The sequence below is a fragment of the Streptomyces longispororuber genome, assembly GCF_014656095.1.
In the GTDB taxonomy this organism is placed as follows: domain Bacteria; phylum Actinomycetota; class Actinomycetes; order Streptomycetales; family Streptomycetaceae; genus Streptomyces; species Streptomyces longispororuber.
In genome coordinates, this window is the sequence record NZ_BNBT01000015.1 from 20156 (window position 1) to 46597 (window position 26442).

Sequence of the window (26442 nt, forward strand, 5' to 3'; positions counted from 1 at the left end):
CACTCCGTGTCAGGGCGCGTTCCGGGGTCGGCGCGATCCGAACGGGCGGATCCCGTGCTCCTCGACGGCGCGGGCGGGACGGGGCGCCCCCTGGGCGGCGCAAGGCTTCGCTGCGTGGATGATGTCCGGCGTGAGCTGCGTGTTCACGACTTCGTTCCGTGTGCTGACGGGCCTCGACGGGGCGCGGGAGGATCGCCCGTGCGACGGTGCCGCGCGGCCTCCCGGCCGTGGAGCCCGGACCCCGCTCTCAGCGGCCGGTGAGGTTGACTGGCGCAGGTGTCGTCAACAGGGCTGGTCACTTCCCGGGAGGATGGTCAGGGCCACCGGAACAGTTCGAGGCTGCCTCCGGCGGCACACCGGCTTCGGGCCGCGGAGCGCGGGCCCGGCAGCGGCACGACGAGGACGTCGAGCACCGGGGCTCTCAAGGGGTCGGGTTCAGTTCGGGCGGCCCGCCGCCTTGAGCGATCTGGCTCGCCAGCAGGGCGATCTTCTGCCGCCGGGAGCGGGCGTGACCGCGCAGCCGGGCGAACGCCTCGTCCACGCTGACACCCAGCCGTACGGACAGGATGCCCTTGGCCTGTTCAATGACCACGCGGCTGTCCAACGCGTGCTGGAGCTGATCGATGGTCTCCTGCTGGTGGGCCAGTGCCTGTCGGCCGGAGAGGGCGGCGACGGCGGCGTCCGCCAGCGTCTGGGCCAGACGCAGGTCACTGGCGGTGCAGTAAGGCGGGCCGGCCATGAACAGGCTGAGGGCACCGAGCAGCAGGCCGGGCAGTCGCAGGGTCGCTGTGGCAACCGCCGTGATACCACGCTCACGGGCGTAGCAGGCAAAGCGCGACCAGCCCGAGGGGAAGGGGCCCGACTGGGTCAGCAGAGTGAGGGGAAGCTGCCGCTGGGAGCGTGCGCTGTCCAGGCACGGGCCCTCGCCCGCGTCGACCTGGAATTCCACGATCCGACGGCACAGGTCGTCAGGCGCTGTGACGTGAGCGGCCTGCTTGTTGCCGTCCAGGGGGTCGAGCACGATGACGCCGGCGCACAGCACCGGCAGCAACGCCCGTGCGTGTGTGGTCAGGTCGTGCAGCAGATCCAGCGGCTCGAAGCCGGCCGGCCGATGGGCCAAGTCGAGGACGGCGGCCGCGATACGCATTTCACGATCAGTGGTGGACACGGGAGACTACCGATCGACGGGCTCCGTTTTCACGGACGCGGCAGGTCAGGCGCCCCGCCCCGGGGGCGGGGGAAAGGGACGGTGCCGACCACGGAACCTGGCCGCTGGCGGGAAGGACGCTCCTCGCCTCCTTCTGCGGCAGCCCGTCCCGAAGCCGCCACACCGGACGATGCCGCCTGCCTGGACGAGTCCACGGCTCAATCAACTCCTCTACTACAGCGCCCCCGGACAGCTACCGTCAAGCCTGCACCGGTTCGGTGACCCCGTGGCCCGACGCCCCCCTTCTGACCGTGTACGGGCTGGGTGGCCTGCCTGCCGTTCGTCGGCATCAAGCCGATCGGCCTCCTCGTCCCCTCGGTCCCGGCCTGGGCCGAGAGGCCGTCAGGGCGGCGTCAGAGAAGGCCCGCCGGGCTTGTCCGGCCAGGGGGTACCCGGTTCGATGGGAGGCATGAACAGCGCGTGGCTCCTGCTTGACCGGCCGCCTCATCAGGCGTGGCCGTGTCGCACGCCCCGCTGCCTGGGCGCGTTGGCCGCTCCCCGCTGACGCCCTCCCGCCGCACCGCTGTTCCGGGCGCCGTGACCGTACTGGTTCGGCGCCCCTCCTTTTTGACGTACCACCCCACCTATCCCTGGACGAACCATGTCTTCCTCCCTGTCCGGCCGCACCCTCCTCGTCACCGGTGCCACCTCCGGCATCGGCTACGAGACCGCGCGGCTCCTCGCCGAACACGGCGCCACCGTCCTCATGCACGGCCGCACCGCCGAGGAGGCCCACGCCGCCGTCGACCGTCTCCTCACCCGGTCCGGGATGCCGGCCGAGCGGCTGTGCGCGTACGGGGCCGACTTCGCCCGCCTGGAGGAGGTCGAGCGACTGGCCGCACGGGTCACGGCGGCCCACCCGCACCTGGACGTACTGGTCAACAACGCCGCCATGGCGGCCCCGGAACGGCACACCGTCACCGCCGACGGCAACGAGATCGCCTTCCAGGTCAACTTCCTCGCCCACTACCTCCTCACCCACCTCCTCGAACCGGCGCTCACCAGCACCCCCGGCGGCCGGGTCGTCAACGTCTCCTCCGCGCTCCACCGCACCGGCTCCATCCAGTGGAACGACCCCAACCGCGCCCGCCGCTACTCCCGGCTCGCCGCCTACGCCCAGTCCCAGCTCGCCCTCACCGTCTTCGCCGCCGACCCGCGCGTCACAGCGGTCTCCGTCCACCCCGGCATCTGCGACACGAGCCTCCTGCCGCTGTACTCCCACGAAGGCGCCTCCCCCGCCGAGGGCGCGGCGCACGTCGTACGGCTCTGCGACCCGGCCGTCGAGATCGTCAACGGTGCCTACTACGACCGCGACCAGCGTGTCACACCGGCGCCCGCCGCAACGGAAGAGCGCACGGTCAAGCGGCTCAACAAACTCGCCGACCTGCTCGTCGGCCACACCGCCTGAAGGGAGTCCGCGGCATGTCCCGGCCCGCCCGCAAGAAAAGGGCCCGCCGCAAGAAGAAGGCGGACCACGGCCGCAAGGCCGGCCAGAGCTGACCCGGCCGGGCGGCCCGCACCATGGGCCGCCCCACCCCGTCCCCGGAGGTTCTTCCGTGATCCCCCACCCCGCCCACCAGCCACCGGGCCCCGCCCGCCTCTTCCGCAGCGGCGGACCGGGCACCGCCGCCCTCGCCGAGCACGTCCTCGCCACCGGTCACGGCACTTGGTGGACCGACCGCGCCGAACGCCCCCGCGCCATCGCCGTCACCTGCGGTGACCACGCCCTCCTGGCAGGCGACCCGACAGCCCTCACCCCGGCTGACCTCGCACCACTGGCCGGTCGCCGCGTCGAGGCCCCCGAACGGTTCCTGCCGGTCCTCGCTGCCGCCTTCGACCGCCTGCACCCCCGGCACCGCATGCTCTACATCCACCGTGCGGCCGGAGTACCACCGCGCCTGCCCCGCGGAGTGACGGTGCGCCGCCTCCGCCCCGAGGACGGACCGGTGCTCGCCGCGGCCGCCCCGGCGACAGCACGGCTCCACGCGAGCTGGGGCGGCCCTGCCGCACTCGCCGCCTCCGGGTACGGCTGGGCCGCCTTCCGTAAGGACCGCGTGCTCGCCATGGCCTGCACACGCTTCACCGGAACCCGGTACGAGGACGTGGCCTGCACCACCACCCCTGACGGACGACGGCAACACCTCTCCCTCGCCTGCGTCCAGGGCCTGGTCGCCGACGTCACCGCTCGCGGCCGGACCGCCACCTGGAGCTGTGCCGGCGACAACCGCGCCGGCCGTCTCCTCGCCTGGACGGCCGGCTTCCGCCTCGCCCGCGAGTACGTCCAGCACGCAACGGGACCTGTCCCCGTCAGTGGAGACCCGCCCACTGCACCGGACGCGCGCGTGGATGGCGCGAGTGCCGGTGCAGCGGTCGGGTGGCGGGACTCGTCGATTCAGCCGCCGCTCTTGCGCCTGAACGACCGCTGGCTCGCAGCCGGGCCGTGCGCCGAACGCACCTTGGAGGTGTCGGAGTTGGCGGCCGTGTCAGCGGCATCCGCCTGCGCACCGCGCTTGCGCGCCAGGGCTTCGCGGAACTTGCGCTTGAGGTCGTAGTTGCCGTCGCTGTCCGGCTCCAGAGAGGGCGTCTCGGGGGCAGCCGACTCCGACTCCGAACCTTCCGTAGATGTGGGCTCTGCGGTCATGGTGACCTCCTGGGTTCGGGGGGTGGGCGACAAGCACAGCTTGTCATGCCGGGCGCGGTGCGAAGCACCGGCACCATCATCCTGCTCCGCTTCGGCGGGCATCTCTCGCGGTCGAACGCGTGACTTCGTAGGTGAGGCACACGGGACGGCTTCGGGCCGGGCCGCGGGGTGTCGATCCCGTGGCCCGGCCGCCAGGGCGACGGCTCTCAGCCGTTGCGACGTACGAGGGCGGCCTTGCGGGCCTCGGCGAGCTTACGGGCCTCGCCCGCCTTTCGGGACTTGCCGCCGGCGCCGCGGGAGGCGCCCTTGCTGGTGCCCAGGCCGCGGAAGGGAGCGTTGGTGTTCTTGGGCCGGGGGACGGCGGGCTCGCCGTCGAGCGGGATCCCGGAGGGAGTCCTCGCGCCGGTGATCCGGCTCAGCTCCGCCTCGCCCGAGCGCACCTTGGTGACGGTCGGCTCGATGCCGGCCTCGGCCATCATGCGGCTCGTCTCACGGCGCTGGCCCGACAGTACGAGCGTGACCACGCTGCCGGACTCACCGGCGCGGGCGGTGCGGCCCGCCCGGTGCACATAGTCCTTGGCCTCGGTGGGCGGGTCGACGTTGACCACGAGGTCGAGGTCGTCGACGTGCAGGCCACGGGCCGCGACGTTGGTCGCCACCAGAACGGTGACCTGGCTGTTCTTGAACTGCGCCAGGGTCCGTGTGCGCTGCGGCTGGGACTTGCCGCTGTGCAGGGCCCCCGCGCGCACCCCGCTGGCCCGCAGGTGCCGGGTGAGCTGGTCGACGGCGTGCTTGGTGTCGAGGAACAGCAGTACGCGGCCGTCGCGGGCGGCGATCTCCGTGATGACGGCGTAGCGGTCAGGGCCGTGGACGACCAGGACGTGGTGTTCCATCGTCGTGACGGTGCCCGCGCCCGGGTCGACCGAATGGACGACGGGGTCGTGGAGGTAGCGGCCGACCAGTTGGTCGACGTCGCGATCGAGAGTGGCCGAGAAGAGCATCCGCTGACCGTCGGGGTGCACCTGGTCGAGCACGTCGGCCACCTGCGGCAGGAAGCCCAGGTCGCACATCTGGTCCGCCTCGTCCAGCACGGTGATGCGCACCCGTCCCAGGCGGCAGGCGTTGCGCTCGATCAGGTCGTGCAGGCGTCCGGGGGTGGCGACGACCACCTCGGCTCCCTGGCGCAGCGCGGCGATCTGCCGGCCGATCGACGTTCCGCCGGCGACCGTGGCGATCCGCAGCCGCAGTGCCTCGGCGTACGGCGCCAGCGCCTGGGCGACCTGTTGGGTCAGCTCCCGGGTAGGCACCAGGATGAGCGCAAGGGGCTGCTTCGGTTCCGCGCGCCGCCCGGCCGTCCGTACGAGCAGCGGCAGCCCGAAAGCGAGCGTCTTGCCCGATCCGGTGCGTCCGCGTCCCAGGATGTCGCGCCCCTTGAGGGCGTCGGGCAGTGTGGCGGCCTGGATCGGAAAGGGCTCGCGCACCCCGCGTTCGCTCAGCGTCCGCAGCACCTCCGTCGGCAGCTCCAGACCGGCGAAGGTGACGGCCGGGAGCAGCTCCGGGGTCGTTGTCCGGGGCCGGGTGGGACTGCCGTGGGTGGTGCCGGAGTCATGGGGATGCTTCATGAACAGCCTTCCGCGAGGGAACGTACCGAGGAAGGCCCGGCAGGTGTGGACAGCGCACGCGGAAGCCGAACGGAACAAGCAGCATCGCCCACCGCGACGACCACGCAAACGTCTGACAGTAACACATCGAGCCCGGCACGCCGGTGCTTGCCGTGCTTGCCTGCCTGCGAAGCCGGTGCCCCGCCGAGCGGCACACAGCGTCATCCCGAAGGAATGCGGAACTCGAATTCGGGACGGTCCCACGGCACGGCGGGCGGGTTCGCGAGCGCGGTCCCGGTCCGCACCGCGCCGACGCGGTGGTAGAAGTCCTCGGCGGGAAGGTGCGACACGACCTTGAGACGGTCGATCCCGGCAGCACGGGCCTCGGACCGCATGTGCGCCACAAGCATCCGTCCGATGCCCCGTCCCTGCACGTCGTCGGCGACGAACAGCAGGTCGAGCTCCGGTGGAGCGAGGACGAGCGAGTAGAACCCGAGGATCCGGCCTCCCTGCTCCTCGGCGTCGACGGCCACGAAGGCGCGGTGGGCCTCCAGGTAATCGGGACCGACCCGGTAGCCCGCGACCGCGGCTGCGTACTTGCCCTGATAGGCGCCTGAGCCACGCACGAGCCGGGTGAGCCGTTTGGCATCCCGCGCGACCGCCCTCCGTATCGTGACCGGCCGGCTGATCGGGGGAGTGCGTGAACTCACCGGGAGAGTATGTCGCACCGGGAGGTGCCTCCGTGCGGCGGGCCTGTTCACCAGCGCGTCCTCGTGGTGGCGGGCGGGCCGCGGTGGCCGGGGGGAGGTACCGCCGGGGTCGGTGCCGTGCATCGGTGGCGGTGCCTCCTCGCGCCCTCGGAGCAACCGATTCCCCTGGCTCCGGCTCTTCGGAGGCACAGAAGCTGATCGACGACGGCAGGCACGACCACCGCTACGGGCAGGGACCTGGAGGACTGATGGGCACGCAGACCGATGGTGACGACGTATTAACCGTGGAGGACACGCTCAGCGCCGAGGTGGTGGCCGTCTACCGCTGGCTGGCCCTGCACGGTCAGCTCGACCCCGTCCGGATGGCCGAGGAGACGGGGGTCGGTGAGAGAGCGGTGCACGGCGCGGTGGACTACCTCGTCCGCGTCGGCCTGGTGCAGCGGGGCGAGGAGGGCGACGACCGGCTGTGGGCCGTCGACCCGCACCTCGTCGCCTCCGTGGCCACCGCGCCGGTGGAGCGGGCCATCGCGGAGCAGCAGACGCGGCTGCGCGTCTTCCGCGACCAGTTCGCCCGCCTGGCGTCCGACTACGAGGAGGGGCGGAACGGCACCTTCAGGGACGTGGAGGCCATCCCCGGCCTCACCCAGGTGCGGGCCGCGCTGAACCGGGCGGCCGAGCAGTGCCGGGAGGACATGGTCACCGTCCAGCCCGGCGGCACCCGCCCGCCCGAAGTGCTCCAGGACGCCCTGCTCCGGGACAGCCAGCTCCTCGCCCGGGGGGTGCGGATGCGCACCCTCTACCACCACACCGCCCGGTTCAACAGCCCCAGCCAGGCGTACGTGGCCACGATGAGCGCGCTGGGCGGCGAGTACCGGACCGCTCACCAGCTCGTCGGCCGCGTGATCATCTTCGACCGGGAACTGGCGTTCATGGCCAACCGCAACGACCGGCTCGGCGCGGTGGTGGTGCGCGAACCGTCGGTGGTGCACTTCCTGTACGAGCTGTTCGAGCAGATGTGGTCGCAGGCCCAGCCGTTCTCCGACGCGGCCACCGACGGTCTGGAGGCGGTCGCCAAGGACCTGGACCGCACCATCCTGCGGCTGCTCGCGGCGGGTCTGAAGGACGAGACCATCGCGCGGCGGCTCGGCATGTCGCTGCGTACGACCCGCAAGCACATCGCGGACATCATGCAGGTGCTCGGCGTCCAGAGCCGTTTCCAGGCCGGTGTCGCGGTGTCGGCGAGGGGGTTGCTGGACGATGACGACGTCGATGCCGATGCCGATGGCAGCCCGGAGCCGGAGGCGGGGCCCACGACCGCCCCGGCCTGATGCGGTGGCCGCCGTGCGGGGGCGCGGGCCGTCAGTCCAGGCACTCCAGGTGGAGTTCCAGCAGGGTGGTCGGGACGTGCACCTCCGACAGCCGGTAGGTGTGGTCCCGGGGTACGAAGAGGGTGCCGCCGGAACGCAGTCGCATGCCCAGCGGGTGCGCGGGGCCGGGCGCCGGGTCCTCACCGATGCGCGACAGGACGCAGCGGCAGGCCCCTTCCAGGACCGTGACCGTGGACTCGGCGCCCCGCGGTCCCCCCTCCACGACGTGGGAGCCTGCCGCCAGGAAGCGGTAGGAGTAGCGCACCCGCAGATGTAATTTGCGGCCCAGCGCCGCCGCCAGTTCCTCCGTGCCGGGCCGGCCCGGCACGGAGGGACCGGCGCCCGGTTCCGGGCGGGCCGGCCGGCCGAGGCCGAGCAGGGCCGACAGGGTCGTCGGGTCCTCGGGCCACAGCAGGGCGGGCCCCTTGGCCCCGTTGGCCGCCACGCACAAGGCCAGCTCCTCGACGAAGGACTGCATCGGCTGGCTGAGGCCTCGCTCTCCTGGCACGGTTCTCCGATCTCGCCGCACGTCCGGGCGGTGCGGGGTGGGTGAGGTGTAGCAGGGCTCCCGGACACACCGGGGAAGGGGAGGCGGCCGCCCGGGCGCCCGCGGCCTCGGCATGGACCTGGGCCGTGGCCGACACCGGGGCCGTGGCCGACACCGACACCGTGGCCGTGGCCGTGGCTGTGGCCGTGGCGAGGATTCTGCCGGTCCAGCACCCGTCACAGCAGCCGCATATCCGGCCCGCCCGCCCCGCCCCCACCCGCGGGTCACCCCTGGAAGCGGCCCCAGCCGCTGTCGCCGGTGGGCTCGACGGAGGACGTCGGCCGGGTGTCGGTACGGCCGGTGTCGGTACGGCCGGTGTCGGCGGCAGCGGTTCCGGCAGCGGCGCCGACCGTCAGCAGGCAGAGAACAGCGACCACGAACGCGCGGACAGACGTCATGACTTCTCCTGGGACGCAGAGTGAGGAATGGTGGAGAAGTCCCGGCCGGTACCGTCCGACCGTTCCCTTCCCGCTCCTCCAGAGTGGTCGGCACCCGTCCCGGAAACCACCGCCGGCACCGTTCACCAAGTTCTCCGGCACCAAAGCGGGGGGTGGACGAATCGCCTGAAGCGCCTCAACACCTGACGACACGGGCCGCCGTCCGACGCCTCCGGCCGCCGCGGCCCGTCGACGGCTCACCGACGGCTCAGCAGCGGCTCACCGACGGCTCGTCGGCGGCTCAGCGACAGTTCGTCGGCGGCTCAGCGACAGTTCGTCGGCGGCTCAGCGACGGCTCAGCGACGGCTCAGCGACGGCTCAGCGACGGCTCCCGGAACGACTCCCGGAGCGTCGCGCGGTCGATCTTCCCGTTCCGCGTCGACGGCAGCGCGTCCAGCTCCGTGAAGTGCCGGGGGACCATGAACCGGGGCAGCCGGGAGGCACACGCGCTCAGCAGGGCGTCCCGGTCCACCTCCGCGCCGGGCACGAGGGTGTAGAACGCCGCCAGTTGCGTGGACGCGGCCACCTTGACCCCGACGACCGCGGCCCGGCGGACACCGGCGACCCCGGCGATCACGGACTCCACCTCCCCCGGCTCGACCCGGTAGCCGTTCACCTTGAGCTGGTCGTCGAGCCGGGAGACGAAGCGGAACTCGGCACCGTCGAAGGTGACCAGGTCCCCGCTGAAGTAGCAGCGCCGCACGCCGCCGTCCTGGTGCTCCACCTCCCGGAACTTCCGCGCGGTGAGCGCCTCGTCACCGGCGTACCCGATGCCGACGCAGTTCCCTGCGATGACCAGCTCCCCGGTCTCGCCGGGCGCGAACGGGCGCAGCCGTCCGTCCACGTGGCGCAGCAGCTCCGCGTCGACGACCGCGGTCCCGATGGGCGGCCGGTCGGGCCAGTCGGCGACGTCGCCCGTCAGCCGGTACTGGGTGACCACATGGGTCTCGCTCGGCCCGTACTGGTTCACCAGCGTGAGGCCGCCGGCGGCGCAGAACCGCCGCACCTCGTCGTTGATCACCAACTGTTCGCCCGCCACCGAGATCTCCCGCAGGCTCGGTGTCGCCTCGCCCGCGGCACACGCCGCGGCGGCCAGTCCGTGCAGTCCGACCACCGGCTGGAAGAGCCGGGCGGCGTCGTGCTCGCGGATGATGTCGAGCAGCGTGAAGGGGTCGAGCCGGTCGTGGTCGTCCACCACGACCAGGGCCGCCCCGGCCAGCCAGGTCGCCACCGTGTCCTCGTACACCATGTCGAAGCCGATGGACGACATGTGCAGGGTGTGCGGGGGGCGGTCGTGGCTCCACCGGCGGACGTGCCAGGCGCCGAGGTCCGCCAGGACCACCGGCGGCACCGCGACGGCCTTGGGCTCGCCGGTGGACCCGGAGGTGGGGATGACGTAGCAGACCGGGCCGGTCGCGACCTCGTCGCGCCTCGGTCCCCGGATCGACCGGAAGGTGTGTTCCGGGACCCCGGCGTCGACGGGCGCGCACGCGTCGTCCCGCAGGACCAGGGCGCAGTCGGCGCTGCTCACCAGCTTGGTGGTCCAGGCGGGCGGCATGGCCGGGTCGATGGAGAGCACGCCGGCGCCGACGCGCCAGACCCCAAGGACCGCGGCGCACCGGGACCACGAGCGCGTCGCGTGCACGTCGACCACGTCTCCGGGGCCGATGCCCTGTGCGGCGAGGCCGCCGGCGATCTCGGCCGACACGTCGTCGAGTTCGGCGTAGGTGTGGGCGGTGCCGTCGTCGACGACCGCCACCGCGTCCCGGTGCCGGGCGAGGGCGTCGACCAGGGCCCGGATCAGTGTCCCTTCGAGGCCGCTCATGCGATCAGGCCTCCCTCGACGAGCTCCAGCGGCCGGTAGTCGCGCGACGCCACGAACTCCGGGCGCGGGCGCGGCACGTCGCGCAGTTCGTTGTCGACGCTGTTGTAGCTGACGAACGCCATGGTGCGGTCGGTGGGCGACATGTTCGCGCCGGAGCCGTGCGCGATGCAGGGGTGGAAGAACAGCAGGCTTCCGGCGCGTCCGACGATGGACCGGATCTCCGACTCCGCGGTCACCTCGGCCATCCGCTCGGCGTCCAGGGCGAACTCCAGCTTCGCCGACAGGTCGGCCTCCCACCCGGAGGGGCCCGCGGCGTCGGGGCGCCATGGGGCTGTCGCGTCGTTCCGGTGCGAACCGGGCACGACGAGGAGGGGGCCGTTGTGCTCGGTCGCGTCGTCCAGGAGCACCGCGGCGTTGACCGCCCGCGGCTCCGGCATGCCGTCCTTGGCACCCCAGACGCTGTAGTCCTGGTGCCACTGCCAGACCTCGCCGCGCAGCGCCTGCTTCGCGTTGACCTTGCACTGGAACACGTGCACCTTGCTCTCAAGCAGCTCCTCCGCCGCGCAGAGCAGCTCGGGCAGCCGCACCAGCCGGGAGAAGAGCGCTCCCGTGGTGTGGCAGCCGTGGATGCCCCGCACGGTGGTGCCGTCCTCCTCGAAGATCCGGCCGGGGTGCTCGGTCGCGTAGAGGCCGGCCACCTCGTCACGCAGAGCGGCGATGTCGGCGGCGTCGAAGACGTCCTCGATGAGCAGGAATCCCTGGGAACGGTATTCCGCTATCTGGCTTTCGGTGAGCATAACTCGATGACCTCTCTGCCTCGTTCAGCCTTGTCCAGCCTTGGGCTGCGTTCTTCTGCGCTGTTCTGCGCTGGTCTGCGATTTTCCGCGTTGCTCTGCGTTGCTCTGCGCATTCCTGCGTGTGCTGCGTTGTTCAGATGCGCAGGCCCAGTTCGTCGATCACCATGCTGATGCTGATCACACTCAGCCGCGTGTCCCCTTTGCCCGTGGCACCGTGCGACCCGAGCCGTTCGAGGGCATCCGTACGGAAGACACCGCTGGCCGCGACCAGGTCGCGCCACCTGGCCAGGAGGCGGTCGTCGGCGAGCGCGGACAGGCCGTGCGCGGTGAAGCCCTGCTTCGCGCGGCGCAGGACGGTCTCCGGGACGACGCCCGCGTAGGCCGATTTGAGGCAGGCCTTTCCCTCGAAGTCGACGACCTTCTCGTCGTCGCCGACGCGCAGCGCCAGGTCGACCACGGGATTTCCGAGGAACGGGTACCTGCCCTCCACGGAATGCGCCATCAGCATCGCGTCGCCGTGGTCGCCGAGCAGATGGCTGCCCAGTTGCACGGACGTGTCGGCCACCGACCGCATCTGCATCGACGTGAGCCCCGCGGCCTCGCCGTCGGAGAACGGAATCAGCCTGTCCCGCCAGAACTCCTGGCCGACCAGGGCTTCGGCGCCTTCCGGGGTGAGGCTGTCCGCCCGGCGGCGGTCCACCTGCCGCCAGTCGACCTCCCAGGAGAAGTCGGCCCGGCCCCAGGCGCTCTCGTTCTCCTCCCGGTTCGGTCGTGGCGCCCGGCCGAGCCCGTCGAAGGCGTACGAGTCGTAGCCGAAGAACAGCTCGTCGGCCCCCTCCCCCGACAGCACGCCCTTGAGCCCGCTCGCCCGGACCTCCCGCGACAGCATCAGGGCCGCCACGTTGTACGTCTCGCGCTGGGGGTAGCAGCAGCGGCGCACCATCTGCTCGAACCCGGCGGTGACGTCCTCGCGAAGGCAGGAGATCTCGTGGTGCTCGCTGCCCACGGCACCGGCCACCTCGCGCTGGAAGCGGTGTTCGTCCAGGAGGGCGTCGCCGAACACCACCGAGTACGTGCGCAGCGGCTTCTCCACGGCCGCGGCGGCCTCCACGACCAGCGTGGAGGAGTCGAAGCCGCCGCTGAGGCAGGCCCCGATCTCGACGTCCCCGCGCAGCCGGTCGCGTACCGCCCGCCGCACCCCGTGCCGGAGCTCCGCCGCGGTCACCGCGGGCCCGTCCGTCACGAAGTCGCCGTAGCGCCAGTAGCGGACCGTCTCGGGCGCGCCGCCGCCGAACCGCACCACGGTCCCCGGCGGCACGGCGAGAACGTCACGCACCAGGGTGCGCGGCGCGACGATGTTGCCGAGCTGGAGGTACTGGTCGACGGCGCCGAGGTCGAGGCGCCAGGTGCCCGGCACCGACCGGACCAGGGGCCCGAGTTCGGAGCAGAAGTGCACCTGGCCGTCCGCCTCGGTGTAGTAGAGCGGGCTGACGCCGAAGCGGTCCCTGCCCAGGTGAAGCGTGCCCTCGGCGCGGTCGTGGATCGCGGTGGCGAACTGCCCGTCGATCAGGGCGAGTCCGGCGGGGCCGTGGCGCGCGAATAGTTCGGGGACGACGGCCACGTCGGCGCGGTTGGCGGCCCGCGCGAGGCCGAGCCGGCCGCGCAGCTCGTCGGCGTTGTAGATCTCGCCGTTGGTGACCGCGACGAACCGTCCGCCGTCGTCCTCGGCGGGCTGCCAGCCGTCCTTGAGCGCGGTCATGCCGAGGCGGGCGAGCTTCGCCGTCAGCACGGGCGTGCTCAGCGAGTACGTCTCGTCGGGTCCGCGGTGGGTGAGCCGGGAGTGCATGGTCGCCGTGACGGTGCGGTCGGGGCCGCCGTCCGGCGCGTAGGTTCCGCACAGGCCGCACATCGCGCTACACGCTCCGCTGCGGCAACTGGTCGGTGAGCGCGCGCAGGTCCCGCGCGCGCAGCACGTCGCGCACCCCGGCGTCCAGCCAGCCCAGCTCGCGCAACTTCGTGACCAGCCGCAGCGTGGACGCCGAATCGCCGCCGAGGGCGTAGAAGTTGTCGTCGAGGACGGCGTCGCCGATGCCGGTGAGGCGGCCCACGAGGGTGAGCACCTGCTGCACGGGGGTGGACGCGGTGTCCTCGCCGCGGGTGCGCAGGCCTCGCAGGGCGTCGCGGTCGACCTTCCCGTTCGGGGTGTACGGCAGCGCCTCGACGCGGTGCAGCACCGAGGGGACCTTGTACGGGTCCAGGGCGCCTTCGAGGTGGCGGCGGAGTTCCCTCGGGTCGGCGGCGCCGAGGTAGTAGCAGACCAGCGCGTCGTCCCCGGCGCCGGGCGGGGCGTTGCCTCCGGTACCGGCCGGGGCGTTGCTCCCGGTACCGGCCGGGGCGTCGTCCCCGGTGCCTCCCGTGCCGTCGTGCGACTCCACGGTCACCACCGCCTCGACGACCGCCTCCGCCCGGCACACGGTGTTCTCGATCTCGCCGAGGTCCAGGCGGTAGCCGCGGAGCTTGACCTGGTGGTCCAGGCGTTCCACGAAGTACAGCTCGCCGTCGCGGAGTTCGGCGACGTCGCCGGTCCGGTACTCCGTGCCGTCACCCGCGGGACCGAACGGCCGCACGCCGTCGCCGGTCAGGTATCCGGCGGCGACGGCGGGCCCCGTGATCACGATCTCGCCCCGGCGCACCGGGCCGCCTGCCTCCGCGGGCGCGGCCCCGTCGCCGAGGTCGCGCAGGTGGTACGCGCCCTCGCCCACGAGGTCGCCGAGGGGCACCCCGGCACGGCACCGTGCCGGGTCGAGCGGGCCGGTGAGCAGGTTGCACACCGTGGTCTCCGTGGCGCCGTAGGCGTTGTGCAGCGCGGCCACCGCGGACCACTTGGCCACCACCGCCGACCGGCAGGCCCCGCCGCCGTTGATCACGTGGCGCAGCCGCAGCGCGCCGCCGGGCTCCGTCGCGGTCAGCGCGAACGGGGTGGTCTTGAGGTGCGTGATGCCGAACCGCTCCAGGGTGTCCCGCAGCTCGGCGCCGGGCGCCAGGCGTGCCTCGTCGAGCACCACGAGGCAGGCGCCGGCCGTCAGGGTCCACAGGATCTCGGTCATGCACCCGTCGAAGGTCAGGCGGGCGAACTGCAGGGTCCGCGCGTCCGGCCCCACGGACAGCCGCTCGACGTGGTCGCGGACCACCGCGGCGAGCGGGCCCGGGCGCACCAGGACGCACTTGGGCTCGCCGGTCGAGCCGGAGGTGTGGATGGCGTAGCAGAGCTCGCCCTCGACGGCGGAGAGCCCGTACGCGGGGCCGGTTCCGTCGGGGCACCAGGCCTGCGGGACGTCGGTGAGGTACACGTCGCCGTCGTCCCGCGACCGGGCCAGTCGGCGCACGCCGAGCACCTTGACCTTCTCAGCGTTCGACGCCACGCTGTCGCGGCTGTCGAGGAACACGAACGGGCGTCGCGCCCGCAGTGCGCCGATCATCGCCGTGATCGCGCCGAGCCCCCTGGCCGCCTCGATCCCGACGAACGCGCCGGGTGGGACCTCCGCGCCCAGGTCGTCGGCGAACACCTGGGTCAGCTTGTCGAACTCCCGGTAGCTGACCGTCCGGTCCGCCGTGCGCACGGCGTCGGCATCGGGATGCTCGCGCACCGCGCGTGCGAATCCGTGTATCAGGGACATGAGACTCCAGTTCCACTCGCCGCCGACGCGCAGGGTCGTACGGACGTGAGACAGCAGGGGGGCGTTCCCGGCCGGGCCTCGGCGGGCCCGCGCGCCCCCGGGACACCCGACGGGGTGGGCGCCGAGGTTCAGCCGACCGGGTGGGCGCCAAGATTCAGCCGACCGGGTGGGCGCCCGGGTTCAGCCGACCGGGTGGGTGAGCGTGCCGACGCCTTCGACCACGGCCCGCACCGTGTCCCCCGGGCTGATCGGGACGGCGCCCGGGGTGCCGGTGCAGAGCACCGTTCCCGGTGCGAGGGTCCGGCCCGCGGTGAAGTACTCCACCAGGAAGCCCAGGTCGTACTTCATGTCCCGCGGCGTCGCCGCCGCGACGACCTCGCCGTTCCTGACGGTGGAGATCCGGATCGCGTCCAGGCCGTCGCCGGGGAACTCGTCCAGGGTCACCAGGGCCGGGCCGATGCTGCAGAACGTGTCGAACCCCTTGGCCCACGGGATGTAGCGCGGGTTCTCGCGGATGGCGTCCTCCGCCGTCATGTCGAGGACGGCCGTCACCCCGGCGATGACGGACCGCCACTCGTCGCGCGGGACGTCCTTGCAGCGGGCGCCCACGACCAGGCCCAGCTCGGCCTCGGCGGTCACCCGCCGCGAGCGGGCCGGCAGCCGGATGGTGCCGCCGTTGCCGATGAGGCACGACGCGGGCCGCAGGTACGAGCCGGGGCCGGAGCCGGGCTGTGCGGTCTCCAGGTCGTCCGAGTGGCGCCGGTAGTTGAGCCCGGCGCCCCAGATGCCGGCGTCGCCGTCGGCGATCGTCGCCGCGCCGGACAGGTCGGGACCGGGGCCGGGGGCGGGGCCTTCGGAGCGGGCCGCCCGCTGCCTGGCCCGGGCCTCCAGGTCGCCGAACCGCCGGTCCGCGATCAGGTCCCCGATGCGGGTGAGGCCCTCGTACCCGTCGATCTCCCGCAGCGGGAGCCAGCGGTCGTCGACGCCCACGAGGATGTCCTGCCCGGTGCCGCTCTTGGCGAGCCTCATGGCGCGCCCCCTTTCAGTTCGTCAGTTGGAGCGGGCGCGGGCGGTCGCCGTCGGCGATGCGGGCCGCCGCCGCGTGGAAGTCGGCCGCCCGCGGGCTCTCCTGCTCCGCCACCCCGACCGCGGTCTCCATGAGCCGGGCCGGATCGGTGCGGTACTTGACGGCGAGCTCCTCGACCAGGGGGAAGAAGCCCGAGTGGATGCCGATCACCGCGCCGAGGACCTGCATCGCGCGCTCCTGCCCGATCACCCGCATGTTGACCCGGCACAGTTCGGCGAGTGCGGCCAGTTCCTGGTACGCGAACCGGTCCTCGCCCAGGAGGTTGCTGATCGCGGCGAGGGACTCGGTGGCGGCGTTGCCCGAGCCGCGGCCGATGCCGTTCAGCGTCCCGTCGAGGAGGGTGGCGCCCGCCCGGAAGGCGGTGACGGTGTTGATGTTGGCCAGGCCGAGGTTGTCGTGACCGTGGAAGCCGACGACGGGGTACCGGTCGGCGACCGCGCCCACGTACCGTTCCACGGTCTCGGGGGTCATCGCGCCGTAGGAGTCGACCACGTAGACGCCCGCGATCTCCGGGCCGATCCCGTCGAGCGCGCCGAGCAGCCGGTCGACCGGTGTGGCGCTGGACTTCATCAGGTTGAGGTGGACCTCCCCGCAGACGTCCGCGACCTCGCGGAGGTAGGGCAGGTGCTCCTGGACGCGCTCCGGTTCCACCCCGACCCGCACGAAGGACATCCCGCGGTCGCACATCTGCCTGATGGTCGCCGGCCGGGTGAAGCCGGGCTGCGCGAACATGCCCCAGGGCTTCGCGGTCAGCGTCGACCGGGCGAGGTCGCACCAGGCGAAGTGGTCGATGTTGCCCGCCTTGATGCCGGTCCGCTCGGCCTCCAGGCCGATTCCGTGACCGATCTCGACCCGGGACACCGGGGTCTCGTCGAGCCCGGCGAGGAGCTCCGCCACGAAGTCCTCGTCGAACTCGAAGTCGACGGCGTAGGCGCCGTCACGCAAGGTGCAGTCGAGCAGTTCCATCTCGGACATCGCCCGGGATCGGCTGTCTGTCATGGGCCTTCGCCCTCCTCGGTTCGGCACGGACGTACACACGGACAGTCGGGTGGTGCGGGACGCGGGCTCAGATGTGCTGCCGCATCGGGGTGAAGTCGACGAGGACCACCGCGCGCTCGCCCGTCTCCGGGCCGTCCCCGCGCCTGATGGGCGAGACGTAGTGGCTGACCTTCTCGTCGGTGACGCCGTACGACTCCAGCGGCTCGCTCAGTTCGAACTCGGCCAGGGCCTCGCCCGCGGGCACGTCCGCGGGCAGCTTGCCCCGGTACTTCGGCGGGGCGATCACGTTCACGCCGCCGACCATGTTGCGGCGGTACACCAGGTGCGCGAAGACGAACGGCTCGCCGTCCTGGTGGAGTTCGTTGGGCGAGGAGATCGCCTCGTGTCCCGGGTCGTCCACGGCCAGCTTGATCAGGTGCACCCCGACGTGCAGCGGGAACGCCGCGTCGTCCTGCGACCAGCGCGTCTGCGCGAAGTCGAAGGAGAGGATGTCGTGGATGATCGGGTTGTTCCTGGCGGTCTCCGTCATCGCGGGCAGTTTGCGGACCACGCCGACGTACTCGGGATTGTGGTCGGCCTGGTAGTAGCCGTTCATCCAGCCCGCCGCGTCGAGGTGCGTGTCGGGTATCCAACTGAACTCCCGCGACCACGGCAGGAACACACCGCGGGCGTAGCGGCGGTTGCGTCCCGCCTCCGTCGCGTAGGGGTCCGGCGGCAGGTCGGCGAATTCGGCGCGCAGGCTCCGGAAGGCGGGGTCGGATTCGGCGATCCCGAATTCCGTGGCGAGGTCGTAGCGGGCGAATCCGTGCTCGACGAGGGTGGAGGTTTCGGTGAGCGTCTGCATGACTGTCCCAAGCGGTAGTCGGATACAAGAAAGGGGAAAGGGGGCTGCGGTGGACGGCGGCCCGGTCCTTCAGGCCGCGGCGAGCCGGCGGGCCGGGCGGACGACCACCTGGCGCCGGCGCCCGCACCGGGTGGAGAGCTCCACCCGCGGGTGGTCGTCGAAGAGGTCGAGGCGGAGCAGCCGCTCCTCGCTCCAGCCGAGCAGCCGGAACTCGCCGGCGCCCAGGTGCAGCAGCTCCACCGGCGCGCGCCCCGCGACGCGCAGCACGAGCCCGCCGTCCTCGGCGGCCACGTCGGCGACGAGGTCGGTCTCCTCGTCGTCGACCACCTGAAGGCCCCACTCCATGAAGGAGAGCGGGACGGCGAAGCGGCAGCCGAACTCGTCGAGCTCGGGCGGGGTCAGCGGCAGCACGGGCCGGTAGTAGGCGATGTCGCTGGCCGGGAGCAGCGCCCGGAAGCTCTCCGGGAACAGGGACAGCAGCCTGTCGTTGGTCGCGCAGTCGGCGACCAGGTGGATCCTGGCCCGGTCACCGGTGTTGCGCACGGAGTGCGGCCGGTCGAAGTCGCCGTACCAGAGCGTGCCCGGCTGCCACCGCTGCTCGGCCCCGTCCATCACCAGGACCGCGCCGGGGTTGGTGACCAGCGGGACGTGCAGCCGTACGTAGCCGTAGGGCAGGCCGATCGGGGTGTCCGAGTGCTCCGCGACGGACACCCCGGGGGCCAGGGCCATCAGGCGGACGCTGCGCAGTTCGGTACCCAGCTCGGCCAGGACCTGGCGGAGGTAGGGCGCCTTCGCCATCAGCGGGGTGTCGGCGAACCCGTCGCGTCCCGGGCCGCCGGGGTCGGTCCGCCGGACGTCGCCGTTCGGCGCGCGCAGCGGGAGGACCTTCCAGTCCACGTCGGACTCCTCCCCGACGACGCCGTCCTCGAAGGACCGCTGCAGTGCCCAGAACTCGGAAGTGCCGAGTTCCGCGAGATCCGCATTCATCCGGTCGATGTCCAGGTCGTCCCGGAGCAGCACCGCCGCCGGGAGATTCCGCAAGGATCCGCTCTCCTGCATGAAAGCCTCGCTTCAATGAGCTTCGTTCGCTTGTGCCTTGCTATCGATATCGTACGTCCGCACTGCACCGGGAAAGGGTTGTCGGGGCGCGCGGAAACGGCCAGGACTCTTTAGGACATGACCTTTTCGGCGGCGTCCGCGGAAATCGCGCGCGGGGATTCCGGGAAATCGCGCATTCTCCGGATCGGGCTGCACAGCAGAATGGCCGTCGACAGGACCTGCAGCCCGCTCATCATCCACAGCGTCTCCCGGACACCGGCCGTCGAGCCGAGCGCGCCGCCGAGCAGTCCGCCGACGGCGATGGCGCCGAAGCTGATCACGGCCGCGCTCGCGCTGATCCGCCCGATCAACTCCGGTGGGCAGTACCGCTGGCGGAAGGTGTCGGTGAGGATGCTGGCCGCGACCACACCGGCGCCGGCGCCGACCCCGCCGACGACGAAGAAGGCGAGTCCGGCGCCGGGGCCGGTCAGCGGGAAGAGCAGCGTGAAGGGCGCGGCGGCCACCTGGCAGAGCAGCGCGGCCCGTGCGGTGCCCAAGCGCCGGGACACCCGGGGGGAGATCAGCACGCCGAGGATGCCGCCGAGGCCGCACAGCGTGAGGACCGCGCCCACCACGGCCTCGCCGGTGCCGACCGTCCGGACCAGGAAGGCCACTTCGATGGAGCTCATGCCGGTCAGCGCGGTGTTGGACACCGCGCTGAACAGCGCGAGGGTGCGCAGCACGGGGTCGCGGAAGAGGAACCTCAGGCCGTCGCCGACCTCGGCGCGCAGGCGGCGCCGCGCGACGGCCGGGGGCGGCGGCTCGGCCGTCCTGATCGCCCGCAGGCAGAGCCAGGACACCACGAAGCTCAGCGCGTTGGCCAGCAGTCCGGCGACGGCGCCGAAGGCCTGCACCAGCACGCCGGCCAGGCCGGGGCCGGTGACCTCGGCCGTCGACTCGCTGCCCTGCAGCCGCGCGTTGCCGGCCAGCAGCTCCTCGTCGGACAGCAGCGTCGGCAGGTACGCGCGCTGCGCGGTGGTGAAGAAGACGTTGGCGCAGCCGCCGGCGAAGGCGGCCAGGAGCAGGTGCGGGACGGTGAGGACGCCCGCCCAGGCCGCGGCCGGGACACTGGCGAAGGCGACGAAGGAGACGGCGTTGCAGGCCAGCATCACCGGGCGGCGCGGCAGCCGGTCCACCCAGGCGCCCGCGGGCAGGCCGAGGAGCAGCCAGGGCAGGTAGGCGACCGAGGTCAGGAGTCCGACGACGAGGGTGTCCGCGTGCAGGGTGAGGACGGCGACCAGGGGCAGCGCCACCACCGCGATGCCGTTGCCGAACAGGCTGGTGGTCTCCCCGAGCCAGAACAGGCGGAACGCGCGCCCGGACACGCCCCCTCGGCGGGGCTCGCCGGTCATCGTTCTCCCGCCGCGGTCCGCGGGCCGTCGAGGCGGGCGAGTTCCGCGGCGAGGACGGCGCCGATCCGCGCGATCGGCTCCGGCCGGGTGATCTCGCCGTGGGCGCAGGCGAGTTCGTGCACGTCGATCCGTCCTGTCACGTGGTGCCGCCAGGCCTCCGGCGTGGGCGCGTCCTGCGGCCTGCCCTCGGTGGCGGAGAAGAAGACCATGTCTCCCCGGTACAGGCGGGGCTTCAGCTCTCCGTAGATCCGGTCGTTGTCCGCGAACACCCGGGCCAGGGCGGCGGTCTCCGGCCGCGTCAGCCGTTCGAGCGCGCTGCCCGGCCGGCGGAGGGCCCGCTCGTAGGCGTCGGGGCCGAGCGGTCCCGCGCCGCACGCGGCCGGGTCGTACCCCAGGGACTCCAGGAGCTCGGCGTAGGCCTCGGGACTTCCTTCGGCGAGGGGCCGGTGGCCGGGTACCGCGGCGGGCGGGTAGCCGTCGAGCAGGGCGAGCAGGTCGACCTGGGCCCCCGCGGCCTGTAGCTCGGTGGCCATCAGGTGGGCGATGACGGCGCCGAAGGACCATCCGATCAGCCGGTAGGGCCCCTCGGGCTGGACGGACCTGACCTGTTCCACGTAGTCCTCGACCATGTCCCGCCAGGGCCGGCCGGTCGCCGCCGCGTCGGTGAGGCCCCGCGCCTGGAGGCCGTACACGGGGTGGCCGGCGTCGAGGTGGCCGAGCAGGCCCGCGTAGCCCCAGCCGATGCCGGCGGCCGGGTGCACGCAGAAGACGGCGGGCCGGTCGGCTCCCGTCCGCAGCGGGAGCAGCGGCGCCAGCGGGTCGTGCCGTGCGCCGGCGGCCTGCCGGACCGCCAGGTCGGCCGCGGTGGGCGCCTGGAACAGGTCCAGGACGGTGAGTTCGCCGCCCAGCACCGCCCGCACCCGGGCGAGCAGCCTGGTGGCGAGCAGGGAGTGGCCGCCCAGGTCGAAGAAGCTCTCCTCGGCGCCGACCCGGCCCAGCCCGAGCACCTCCGCGAACAGGGCGCAGAGGACCTCCTCGTAGGGTCCGCGCGGGCCGCGCGAGGGCGGGCGGTGCGCGAGGTCGGGGGGCGGCAGCGCGCTCCGGTCGAGCTTTCCGTTGGGCGTCATCGGCAGGTGTTCCACCACCTGGAGGAACGACGGGACCATGTGGTCGGGCAGGGCCGTGGCCAGGCGCCTGCGCAGGTCGCGCGGGTCGGGCGCCCGGTCCGTCGCGGGCTGCACATAGCCCACGAGGCGCTTGTCGCCCCCGGCGGCCTCGTGCACGGCCACGGCGGCCCGCGCCACCTCCGGGCAGCGGGCGAGCGCGGTCTCCACCTCGCCGAGTTCGATCCTGAAGCCCCGCACCTTGACCTGGTCGTCGATGCGGCCCAGGTAGTCCAGCCTGCCCCGGTGGTCCCGGCGGACCAGGTCACCGGTGCGGTACATGCGGCTCCCCGCCTCCCCGGGCGCGGCGAAGGGGCAGGCGACGAAGCGTTCGGCGGTGGCGTCCGGACGGCTCACGTAGCCGCGGGCCAGGCCGGGCCCGGTCACGTACAGCTCGCCCGGGACGCCGGGCGGGACGGGGCGCAGCCGCTCGTCGAGCACGTAGGCCCTGGTGTTGCCGATCGGCGTGCCGATCAGCGGGTGCGGGCTGTCCGCGGCGTCCCACCACAGCGCGTCCAGGGTGCACTCGGTGGGGCCGTAGAGGTTGAGGCAGCGTGTGCCGGTCGCCTCCCGGACGCGGGTCCACAGCGTTTGCCCGGCGCCTTCGCCGCCGAGCAGCAGCACCGGCGGCACGTGGGGCCCGGACAGCAGGCCCGCGTCGAGCAGGTGCTCCGCGTAGGTGGGGGTGACGTCCAGGACGTCGATCCCGGCGGTGTGGACGTAGGCGGTCAGGGCGTCGGCGTCGCGCCGCACGTCGTCGCGGATGACGTGGAGTTCGTGTCCGGCCAGCATCCAGAACAGCGCCTCCCACGACGTGTCGAACGACAGCGAGGCGGTGACGGCGGACCGCAGCCGTCGGCCCGCGGTGGCCTCGGTGCGCGCGATCAGCCCGTCGCGGTGGAAGGCGTACAGGTTGCTCAGCGCGGAGTGCGGGGTCAGCACGCCCTTGGGGCGGCCGGTGGAGCCGGAGGTGTAGATGACGTACGCCGCACTGGACGGCAGGACGCGGCGGTTCGGGGCGGCGGCGGGACCGGTCGGTGCCGCGAGCCGGTCGACGAGTACCGCGGGCAGCGTGCCGAAGTCGTGCACGGCCGCGGTCGTGGTGTCCGTGACGACCACGACGGGGGCGGCGTCCCGCAGCATGTGCCCGATCCGGTCCGGTGGGTAGGCGAGGTCGAGGTGCAGATACGCCGCGCCGGTCTTGAGGACCGCCAGCATCGCCACGACGGACTCGGCCGAGCGGGGCAGGGCGAGGCCGACGAGGCGCTCCGTCGTGGCGCCCGCGGCGCGCAGGTGGTGCGCGAGGAGGCCGGCGCGGTCGTCGAGCTCGGCGAAGGTGAGGCGCGTGTCCCCGCACACCAGTGCGGTCGCCTCGGGCGTGCGCGCGGCCTGCGCCTCGAACACCTCCGTCACGGTGGCCCGCGCCGCGGGCCTGTCGGTGTCGTTCCACGCGACGAGGACCTGGTGGCGGTGTTCGGCGGAGAGCGGGTCGGCCTCGCCGACGGGGCGGTGCGGGGCCGACACGAGCTGCCCCAGGAGGCGGGGCAGGGCGTCGGCGATCAGGTCGGCGGTGGCCCGGTCGAACAGGCTGGTGGCGTACTCCAGGGCGCCGTCGATGCCCGCGGCCTCGCCGTCGGGCGTGTAGTGCTCGCGGAAGTCCGCGGACAGGTCGAACTTCGCGACCTTCCCGTCCAGGTGCTCCTCGGCGCAGGTCAGGCCCGGCAGCGACAGCGTCGCCTCCTGTGCCCGGGACAGGGTCAGCATGACCTGGAAGAGCGGGTGGCGGGCCAGGGACCGCTCCGGGTTCAGGTCCTCGACCAGCCGCTCGAAGGGCACGTCCTGGTGGTCGAAGGCGGCGAGGTCCGCGTCCCGCAGGCGGTGCAGCAGCTCGCTGAAGGTGGGGTCCCCGGACACGTCGCTGCGCAGCACCAGCGTGTTCACGAAGAAGCCGACCACGTCCTCCAGCGCCTCGTCCAGGCGCCCGGCCACCGCGGTGCCGATCGGGATGTCCGTGCCGGCTCCGAGGCGGGACAGCAGGACGGCGAGGCCGGCCTGGAGGACCATGAACGTGGTGCACCCGTGGTCGGCGGCGACCGCGAGCAGGCGGCGGTGCAGGTCGCCGTCGAGCTTCAGCGGGACCCCGGCACCGCGGTGGTCGGCCACCGCGGGGCGCGGGCGGTCGTACGGCAGGTCCAGCTCGGCGGGCAGCCCGGCGAGGCGCTCCCGCCAGAAGGCGAGCTGCGTCGCGAGCAGGCTCGCCGGATCGTCCTGGTCGCCCAGGAGTTCGCGCTGCCACACCGCGTAGTCGGGGTAGGTGACGGGCAGGGGCGTCCACCGCGGCGCCCGCCCCGCGGCGCGGGCCGCGTAGGCGGTGGCCAGGTCGTCGAGCAGCGGCTGCCAGGACCACTCGTCGCAGGCGATGTGGTGGAGCACCAGCGCGAGGACGTGCTCGCGGGGGGCCGTGGCGAAGACCGTCGCCCGGACGGGGAGTTCCGTCGTCAGGTCGAAGCCGCGGTCGACGGTGGCGGCGAGCGCCTCGGCGAGCGGGGCTCCCTCCGCGCACGCGACCACGTCGAGTGCGGGCCGCCGGTCGAGCCGCCGCGGTACGGGTTCGCCGTCGACGGCCGGGTACACGGTGCGCAGTACGTGGTGCCGGTCGGCCAGGTCGGCGAGCGCCGCGGCCAGGGCGGCGTGGTCCAGGTCGCCTCGCGCCCGGAGCACGAGCGAGCAGTTGTAGACCGCCGACCGGCCGTCCACGCGGTTCAGGAACCACAGCCTCCGCTGGGCGTAGGACACGGGGGACACGGGTCACTCCTCAGGGGGCAGAGCCGGATGCGGCGGGGCGGGCGGGACGGATGCGGCTCGGCAGGGTCCGCCAGGTCTCCGGGGTGTAGAAGTGGCCGCCGCCGAGCACGTCGTGCCGGTACGGGCCGGAGGTCAGGCCGCTCCACCGGGCGCCGGCGTCGGCGCCGATCAGCGGGTCGTCGGCGCCGGAGAACACCTGGAGCGGCACGCTCACCGCGGCGCCGGCGTAGGCGAAGGTGTCCCGGACGGCGATGTCGGCCCGCATCAGCTCGAGGGCGAGCTCGGTGAGGTCGTCGTCGTCGCGGACGTGCGGGGGCAGCAGGCCGTAGGTGCCCATCCAGTCGAGGATGCGGTCGTCGTCGTCCTGGAGGGCGGGGAAGCGTTCGGCGTCGGTCAGGCCCCGGTCGGGGGCGTTGCAGGAGGACAGGACGAGCGCGTCCGGCCCCGGCGCCCCGGCCCGCTCCAGGCGGGCGGCCACGTCGAAGGCCAGCCAGCCGCTCATGCTGTGGCCGAAGAGGACGTACGGGCCGAGGCCGGCGGCGGCCAGCGCGCGGGTGACGCCGTCGGCCAGCTCGTCCCAGTCCCGGGCGAAGGGCTCGGTGAACCGCCCCTCCCTGCCGGGGTAGCAGAGCACGACCAGGTCCGTCCCGGCGGGCATGCTCGTGGTCCAGGGCCGGTACGCGGCCGTGCCGCCGCCGAAGAAGCTCAGGCCGACCAGCGTGCGCCCGGCGTCCGGCGCCCGGTGCAGGGGCACCACCGTGGTGTCGCGTACGCCGTTCACCGGGACGCCCCGGCGGGTATCGGCCCGGCGCCGGGGGCGAGGGTCGTGTGCGCCGCCATCGGTCAGGCCCCGTTCATCGCGGCCACGAGGCTCGCGGGCCGCATGTCCGTCCAGTGCTCCTCGACGTAGTCCAGGCACGCGGTGCGCGTGTCCGCTCCGAACGCGGTGGACCAGCCGGCGGGCACGTCGATGGCCGCGGGCCACAGGGAGTGCTGGCGCTCCGCGTTGACCAGGACGAGGTAGGAGCCGTTGTCGTCGTCGAACGGGTTGTGCACGGGAGGGTCCTTTCGAGGGGGCCGGGCCTCGGGGGCGGCCCGGTGCGGTGTGTCACGAGGTCGGAAGGGGGTGGGGTCGGTACGTAGGGGGGCGGGGTCGGTACGTGAGCGGGCGGGGTCGGTACGTAAGAGGGTGCGGTCGGTACGTGAGCGGGTGGGGTCGGTACGTACGGCGGCCGGAGCGGGGCGGCGCCGTCCCCGGTGGTCGGAGTCGGCGCTCAGAGCCAGCCGAGCCGGGCGGCCTTGACGCCGGCCTCGAAGCGGCTGCGGGCGCCGAGGCGCTCCATCAGCGCCGCCATGATGCGGCGGGCGGTGCGGTGGGAGATGTGGAGCCGGCCCGCGGCGGCGGCGTCGGTGCACCCCTGGGCGACGAGCCGGAGCAGCGCCAGTTCGGTGCCGCTCGGGGCGTCGCCAGCCGCGGGCCGGGCGGCGCCCAGCGGGGTGGCCGACGACCAGGTCTGTTCGAACAGCACGAGCAGCGGGGCGACGAGGCCGGGGTCGGTCACGTGGAGCGCGCCCGCCGCCGGGTCGTGCGGGTCGGCGGGGACCAGGGCGATTGAGCCGTCGACCAGGGTCAGGTGCGGCAGGTCGGCCTCGCAGGCGCGGAACTGGCCCCCGTTGCCGGTCAGCCAGTGCACGTGGGCCAGCGTCGCGGCGTCGTAGGAGCCGGTGTCCGTGCCGACGGTGCGGATCGACACCGAGCGGCTCAGCAGCGCCGCGTCGTTGCGGCGCGACGCCATCAGCTCCGGTGCCGAGCGCGCGCCGCCGGGCCGGAACGTCAGCACCTCGCGGGTGGCCTCCCCGGCCAGGCGGTCCACGCGGCCCTGCACCTGGTCCCTGCCCAGGAGCCGCTCGACCTGTTCGGCCCTGCCCGACGGGCCGGAGGCCCCGGACATGAGCAGGCCGACGACCTCGGCGTGGGTCTCGGCGAGCCGCCGCTGCCGGCGCATCAGCTCCTCGTGCTGGCCGGCCAGCGACTGGCGCAGGCTGAGGACCGCGTCCACCGCGGCGAACCCGTCCGGCACCTCGAACGAGTGCCGTACCAGGCCGAGTTCGAGCAGCCGGTCGAGGCAGGCGCGGACCAGGTCCGGCGCGAGGGCCAGCCGGTGGGCGATCGCCTCGGCGTCCGGCGCGGGCGAGGTGCGCGTCTCCCGGTACACCGCTTCTTCCGTCCGTTGCAGTCCGAACATGGTGAGCATGGGCTCCGTCTCCCAGGTGTGTCGGTGTAC

Annotated in this window: 21 protein-coding genes and 1 pseudogene; 3 read left to right on the forward strand and 19 right to left on the reverse strand. The window is 73.2% G+C overall.

Features of this window, described 5'->3' with window-relative positions; translation table 11 throughout:
• Window positions 1-421: 421 nt before the first annotated feature.
• Window positions 422-1168: a GAF and ANTAR domain-containing protein gene (locus tag IE330_RS07755; RefSeq protein ID WP_190135124.1), complete on the reverse strand. Its 747-nt coding sequence runs from the start codon at window positions 1166-1168 to the stop codon at window positions 422-424.
• A gap of 640 nt (window positions 1169-1808) precedes the next feature.
• Between IE330_RS07755 and IE330_RS07760 the strand changes: the two genes are divergently transcribed.
• Both IE330_RS07760 and IE330_RS07765 read left to right on the forward strand, forming a co-directional pair.
• A complete protein-coding gene (locus IE330_RS07760) occupies window positions 1809-2615 on the forward strand; it encodes an SDR family NAD(P)-dependent oxidoreductase (protein ID WP_190135125.1) in 807 nt (268 codons plus the stop codon).
• A 148-nt stretch (window positions 2616-2763) separates the two neighbouring features.
• Window positions 2764-3477: pseudogene (locus IE330_RS07765) on the forward strand (GNAT family N-acetyltransferase); the annotation flags it as partial.
• A gap of 122 nt (window positions 3478-3599) precedes the next feature.
• Here the strand turns inward: IE330_RS07765 and IE330_RS07770 are convergent.
• The 3 genes from IE330_RS07770 to IE330_RS07780 form a co-directional block, all read right to left on the reverse strand.
• Complete coding sequence (locus tag IE330_RS07770) at window positions 3600-3848, reverse strand: DUF5302 domain-containing protein (RefSeq protein WP_190135172.1); 249 nt, start codon at window positions 3846-3848, stop codon at window positions 3600-3602.
• A gap of 206 nt (window positions 3849-4054) precedes the next feature.
• A complete protein-coding gene (locus IE330_RS07775; protein ID WP_190135126.1) occupies window positions 4055-5470 on the reverse strand; it encodes a DEAD/DEAH box helicase in 1416 nt (471 codons plus the stop codon).
• 200 nt (window positions 5471-5670) lie between these two features.
• Entirely contained in the window at window positions 5671-6159 is a 489-nt protein-coding gene (locus tag IE330_RS07780) for a GNAT family N-acetyltransferase (RefSeq protein ID WP_190135127.1), read from the reverse strand.
• Window positions 6160-6407: 248 nt separating this feature from the next.
• Between IE330_RS07780 and IE330_RS07785 the strand changes: the two genes are divergently transcribed.
• Entirely contained in the window at window positions 6408-7487 is a 1080-nt protein-coding gene (locus IE330_RS07785) for a helix-turn-helix transcriptional regulator (protein WP_190135128.1), read from the forward strand.
• Window positions 7488-7518: 31 nt separating this feature from the next.
• Here the strand turns inward: IE330_RS07785 and IE330_RS07790 are convergent, their stop codons facing one another.
• The 15 genes from IE330_RS07790 to IE330_RS07860 all read right to left on the reverse strand — a co-directional run bounded on the left by IE330_RS07790 (window position 7519) and on the right by IE330_RS07860 (window position 26412).
• Window positions 7519-8034, reverse strand: coding sequence for a hypothetical protein (locus tag IE330_RS07790; RefSeq protein ID WP_190135129.1), 516 nt, complete (start codon window positions 8032-8034; stop codon window positions 7519-7521).
• Between the two features lie 263 nt (window positions 8035-8297).
• Entirely contained in the window at window positions 8298-8471 is a 174-nt protein-coding gene (locus IE330_RS07795; protein WP_190135130.1) for a hypothetical protein, read from the reverse strand.
• Between the two features lie 346 nt (window positions 8472-8817).
• Window positions 8818-10335, reverse strand: a complete 1518-nt coding sequence (locus tag IE330_RS07800) for an AMP-binding protein (RefSeq protein ID WP_190135131.1) — start codon at window positions 10333-10335, stop codon at window positions 8818-8820.
• Window positions 10332-11132: a phytanoyl-CoA dioxygenase family protein gene (locus IE330_RS07805; RefSeq protein ID WP_190135132.1), complete on the reverse strand. Its 801-nt coding sequence runs from the start codon at window positions 11130-11132 to the stop codon at window positions 10332-10334. The genes IE330_RS07800 and IE330_RS07805 overlap by 4 nt, the downstream gene beginning before the upstream one ends.
• Before the next feature lie 133 nt (window positions 11133-11265).
• Window positions 11266-13041 carry an asparagine synthase (glutamine-hydrolyzing) gene (gene asnB / locus IE330_RS07810; RefSeq protein WP_190135133.1) on the reverse strand — a complete coding sequence of 592 codons (1776 nt, stop codon included), beginning with the start codon at window positions 13039-13041 and terminating at the stop codon, window positions 11266-11268.
• Window positions 13042-13045: 4 nt separating this feature from the next.
• Entirely contained in the window at window positions 13046-14809 is a 1764-nt protein-coding gene (locus IE330_RS07815) for a non-ribosomal peptide synthetase (RefSeq protein WP_190135134.1), read from the reverse strand.
• Window positions 14810-14989: 180 nt separating this feature from the next.
• A complete protein-coding gene (locus IE330_RS07820; RefSeq protein WP_190135135.1) occupies window positions 14990-15838 on the reverse strand; it encodes a fumarylacetoacetate hydrolase family protein in 849 nt (282 codons plus the stop codon).
• Between the two features lie 13 nt (window positions 15839-15851).
• Window positions 15852-16895 (reverse strand): hydroxymethylglutaryl-CoA lyase-like TIM-barrel protein, encoded by a 1044-nt coding sequence (locus IE330_RS07825; RefSeq protein ID WP_190135136.1) that lies wholly within the window; start codon window positions 16893-16895, stop codon window positions 15852-15854.
• 67 nt (window positions 16896-16962) lie between these two features.
• The gene (locus tag IE330_RS07830; RefSeq protein WP_190135137.1) at window positions 16963-17739 is read right to left on the reverse strand and encodes a 2OG-Fe dioxygenase family protein; all 777 of its coding nucleotides are present in this window, start codon (window positions 17737-17739) and stop codon (window positions 16963-16965) included.
• A gap of 69 nt (window positions 17740-17808) precedes the next feature.
• Window positions 17809-18780, reverse strand: a complete 972-nt coding sequence (locus IE330_RS07835) for an aspartyl/asparaginyl beta-hydroxylase domain-containing protein (protein WP_229925465.1) — start codon at window positions 18778-18780, stop codon at window positions 17809-17811.
• Window positions 18781-18908: 128 nt separating this feature from the next.
• The gene (locus IE330_RS07840) at window positions 18909-20189 is read right to left on the reverse strand and encodes an MFS transporter (protein WP_190135139.1); all 1281 of its coding nucleotides are present in this window, start codon (window positions 20187-20189) and stop codon (window positions 18909-18911) included.
• The gene (locus IE330_RS07845) at window positions 20186-24157 is read right to left on the reverse strand and encodes a non-ribosomal peptide synthetase (protein ID WP_190135140.1); all 3972 of its coding nucleotides are present in this window, start codon (window positions 24155-24157) and stop codon (window positions 20186-20188) included. Before IE330_RS07845 ends, IE330_RS07840 begins: the two co-directional genes overlap by 4 nt.
• A gap of 10 nt (window positions 24158-24167) precedes the next feature.
• A complete protein-coding gene (locus tag IE330_RS07850) occupies window positions 24168-24938 on the reverse strand; it encodes a thioesterase II family protein (RefSeq protein WP_229925466.1) in 771 nt (256 codons plus the stop codon).
• 62 nt (window positions 24939-25000) lie between these two features.
• Complete coding sequence (locus IE330_RS07855) at window positions 25001-25213, reverse strand: MbtH family protein (protein WP_190135141.1); 213 nt, start codon at window positions 25211-25213, stop codon at window positions 25001-25003.
• Between the two features lie 218 nt (window positions 25214-25431).
• Window positions 25432-26412, reverse strand: coding sequence for a helix-turn-helix transcriptional regulator (locus tag IE330_RS07860; protein ID WP_190135142.1), 981 nt, complete (start codon window positions 26410-26412; stop codon window positions 25432-25434).
• Window positions 26413-26442: the final 30 nt, after the last annotated feature.

Bases quoted from the DNA above. Each gene is read 5' to 3' on its own strand.
- IE330_RS07825 (WP_190135136.1), bottom strand. From the start codon at position 16,895: ATGACAGACAGCCGATCCCGGGCGATGTCCGAGATGGAACTGCTCGAC.
- IE330_RS07795 (WP_190135130.1), bottom strand. From the start codon at position 8,471: ATGACGTCTGTCCGCGCGTTCGTGGTCGCTGTTCTCTGCCTGCTGACG.
- asnB (WP_190135133.1), bottom strand. From the start codon at position 13,041: ATGTGCGGCCTGTGCGGAACCTACGCGCCGGACGGCGGCCCCGACCGC.
- IE330_RS07770 (WP_190135172.1), bottom strand. From the start codon at position 3,848: ATGACCGCAGAGCCCACATCTACGGAAGGTTCGGAGTCGGAGTCGGCT.
- IE330_RS07830 (WP_190135137.1), bottom strand. From the start codon at position 17,739: ATGCAGACGCTCACCGAAACCTCCACCCTCGTCGAGCACGGATTCGCC.
- IE330_RS07800 (WP_190135131.1), bottom strand. From the start codon at position 10,335: ATGAGCGGCCTCGAAGGGACACTGATCCGGGCCCTGGTCGACGCCCTC.
- IE330_RS07840 (WP_190135139.1), bottom strand. From the start codon at position 20,189: ATGACCGGCGAGCCCCGCCGAGGGGGCGTGTCCGGGCGCGCGTTCCGC.
- IE330_RS07805 (WP_190135132.1), bottom strand. From the start codon at position 11,132: ATGCTCACCGAAAGCCAGATAGCGGAATACCGTTCCCAGGGATTCCTG.
- IE330_RS07860 (WP_190135142.1), bottom strand. From the start codon at position 26,412: ATGCTCACCATGTTCGGACTGCAACGGACGGAAGAAGCGGTGTACCGG.
- IE330_RS07820 (WP_190135135.1), bottom strand. From the start codon at position 15,838: ATGAGGCTCGCCAAGAGCGGCACCGGGCAGGACATCCTCGTGGGCGTC.
- IE330_RS07775 (WP_190135126.1), bottom strand. From the start codon at position 5,470: ATGAAGCATCCCCATGACTCCGGCACCACCCACGGCAGTCCCACCCGG.
- IE330_RS07760 (WP_190135125.1), top strand. From the start codon at position 1,809: ATGTCTTCCTCCCTGTCCGGCCGCACCCTCCTCGTCACCGGTGCCACC.
- IE330_RS07815 (WP_190135134.1), bottom strand. From the start codon at position 14,809: ATGTCCCTGATACACGGATTCGCACGCGCGGTGCGCGAGCATCCCGAT.
- IE330_RS07785 (WP_190135128.1), top strand. From the start codon at position 6,408: ATGGGCACGCAGACCGATGGTGACGACGTATTAACCGTGGAGGACACG.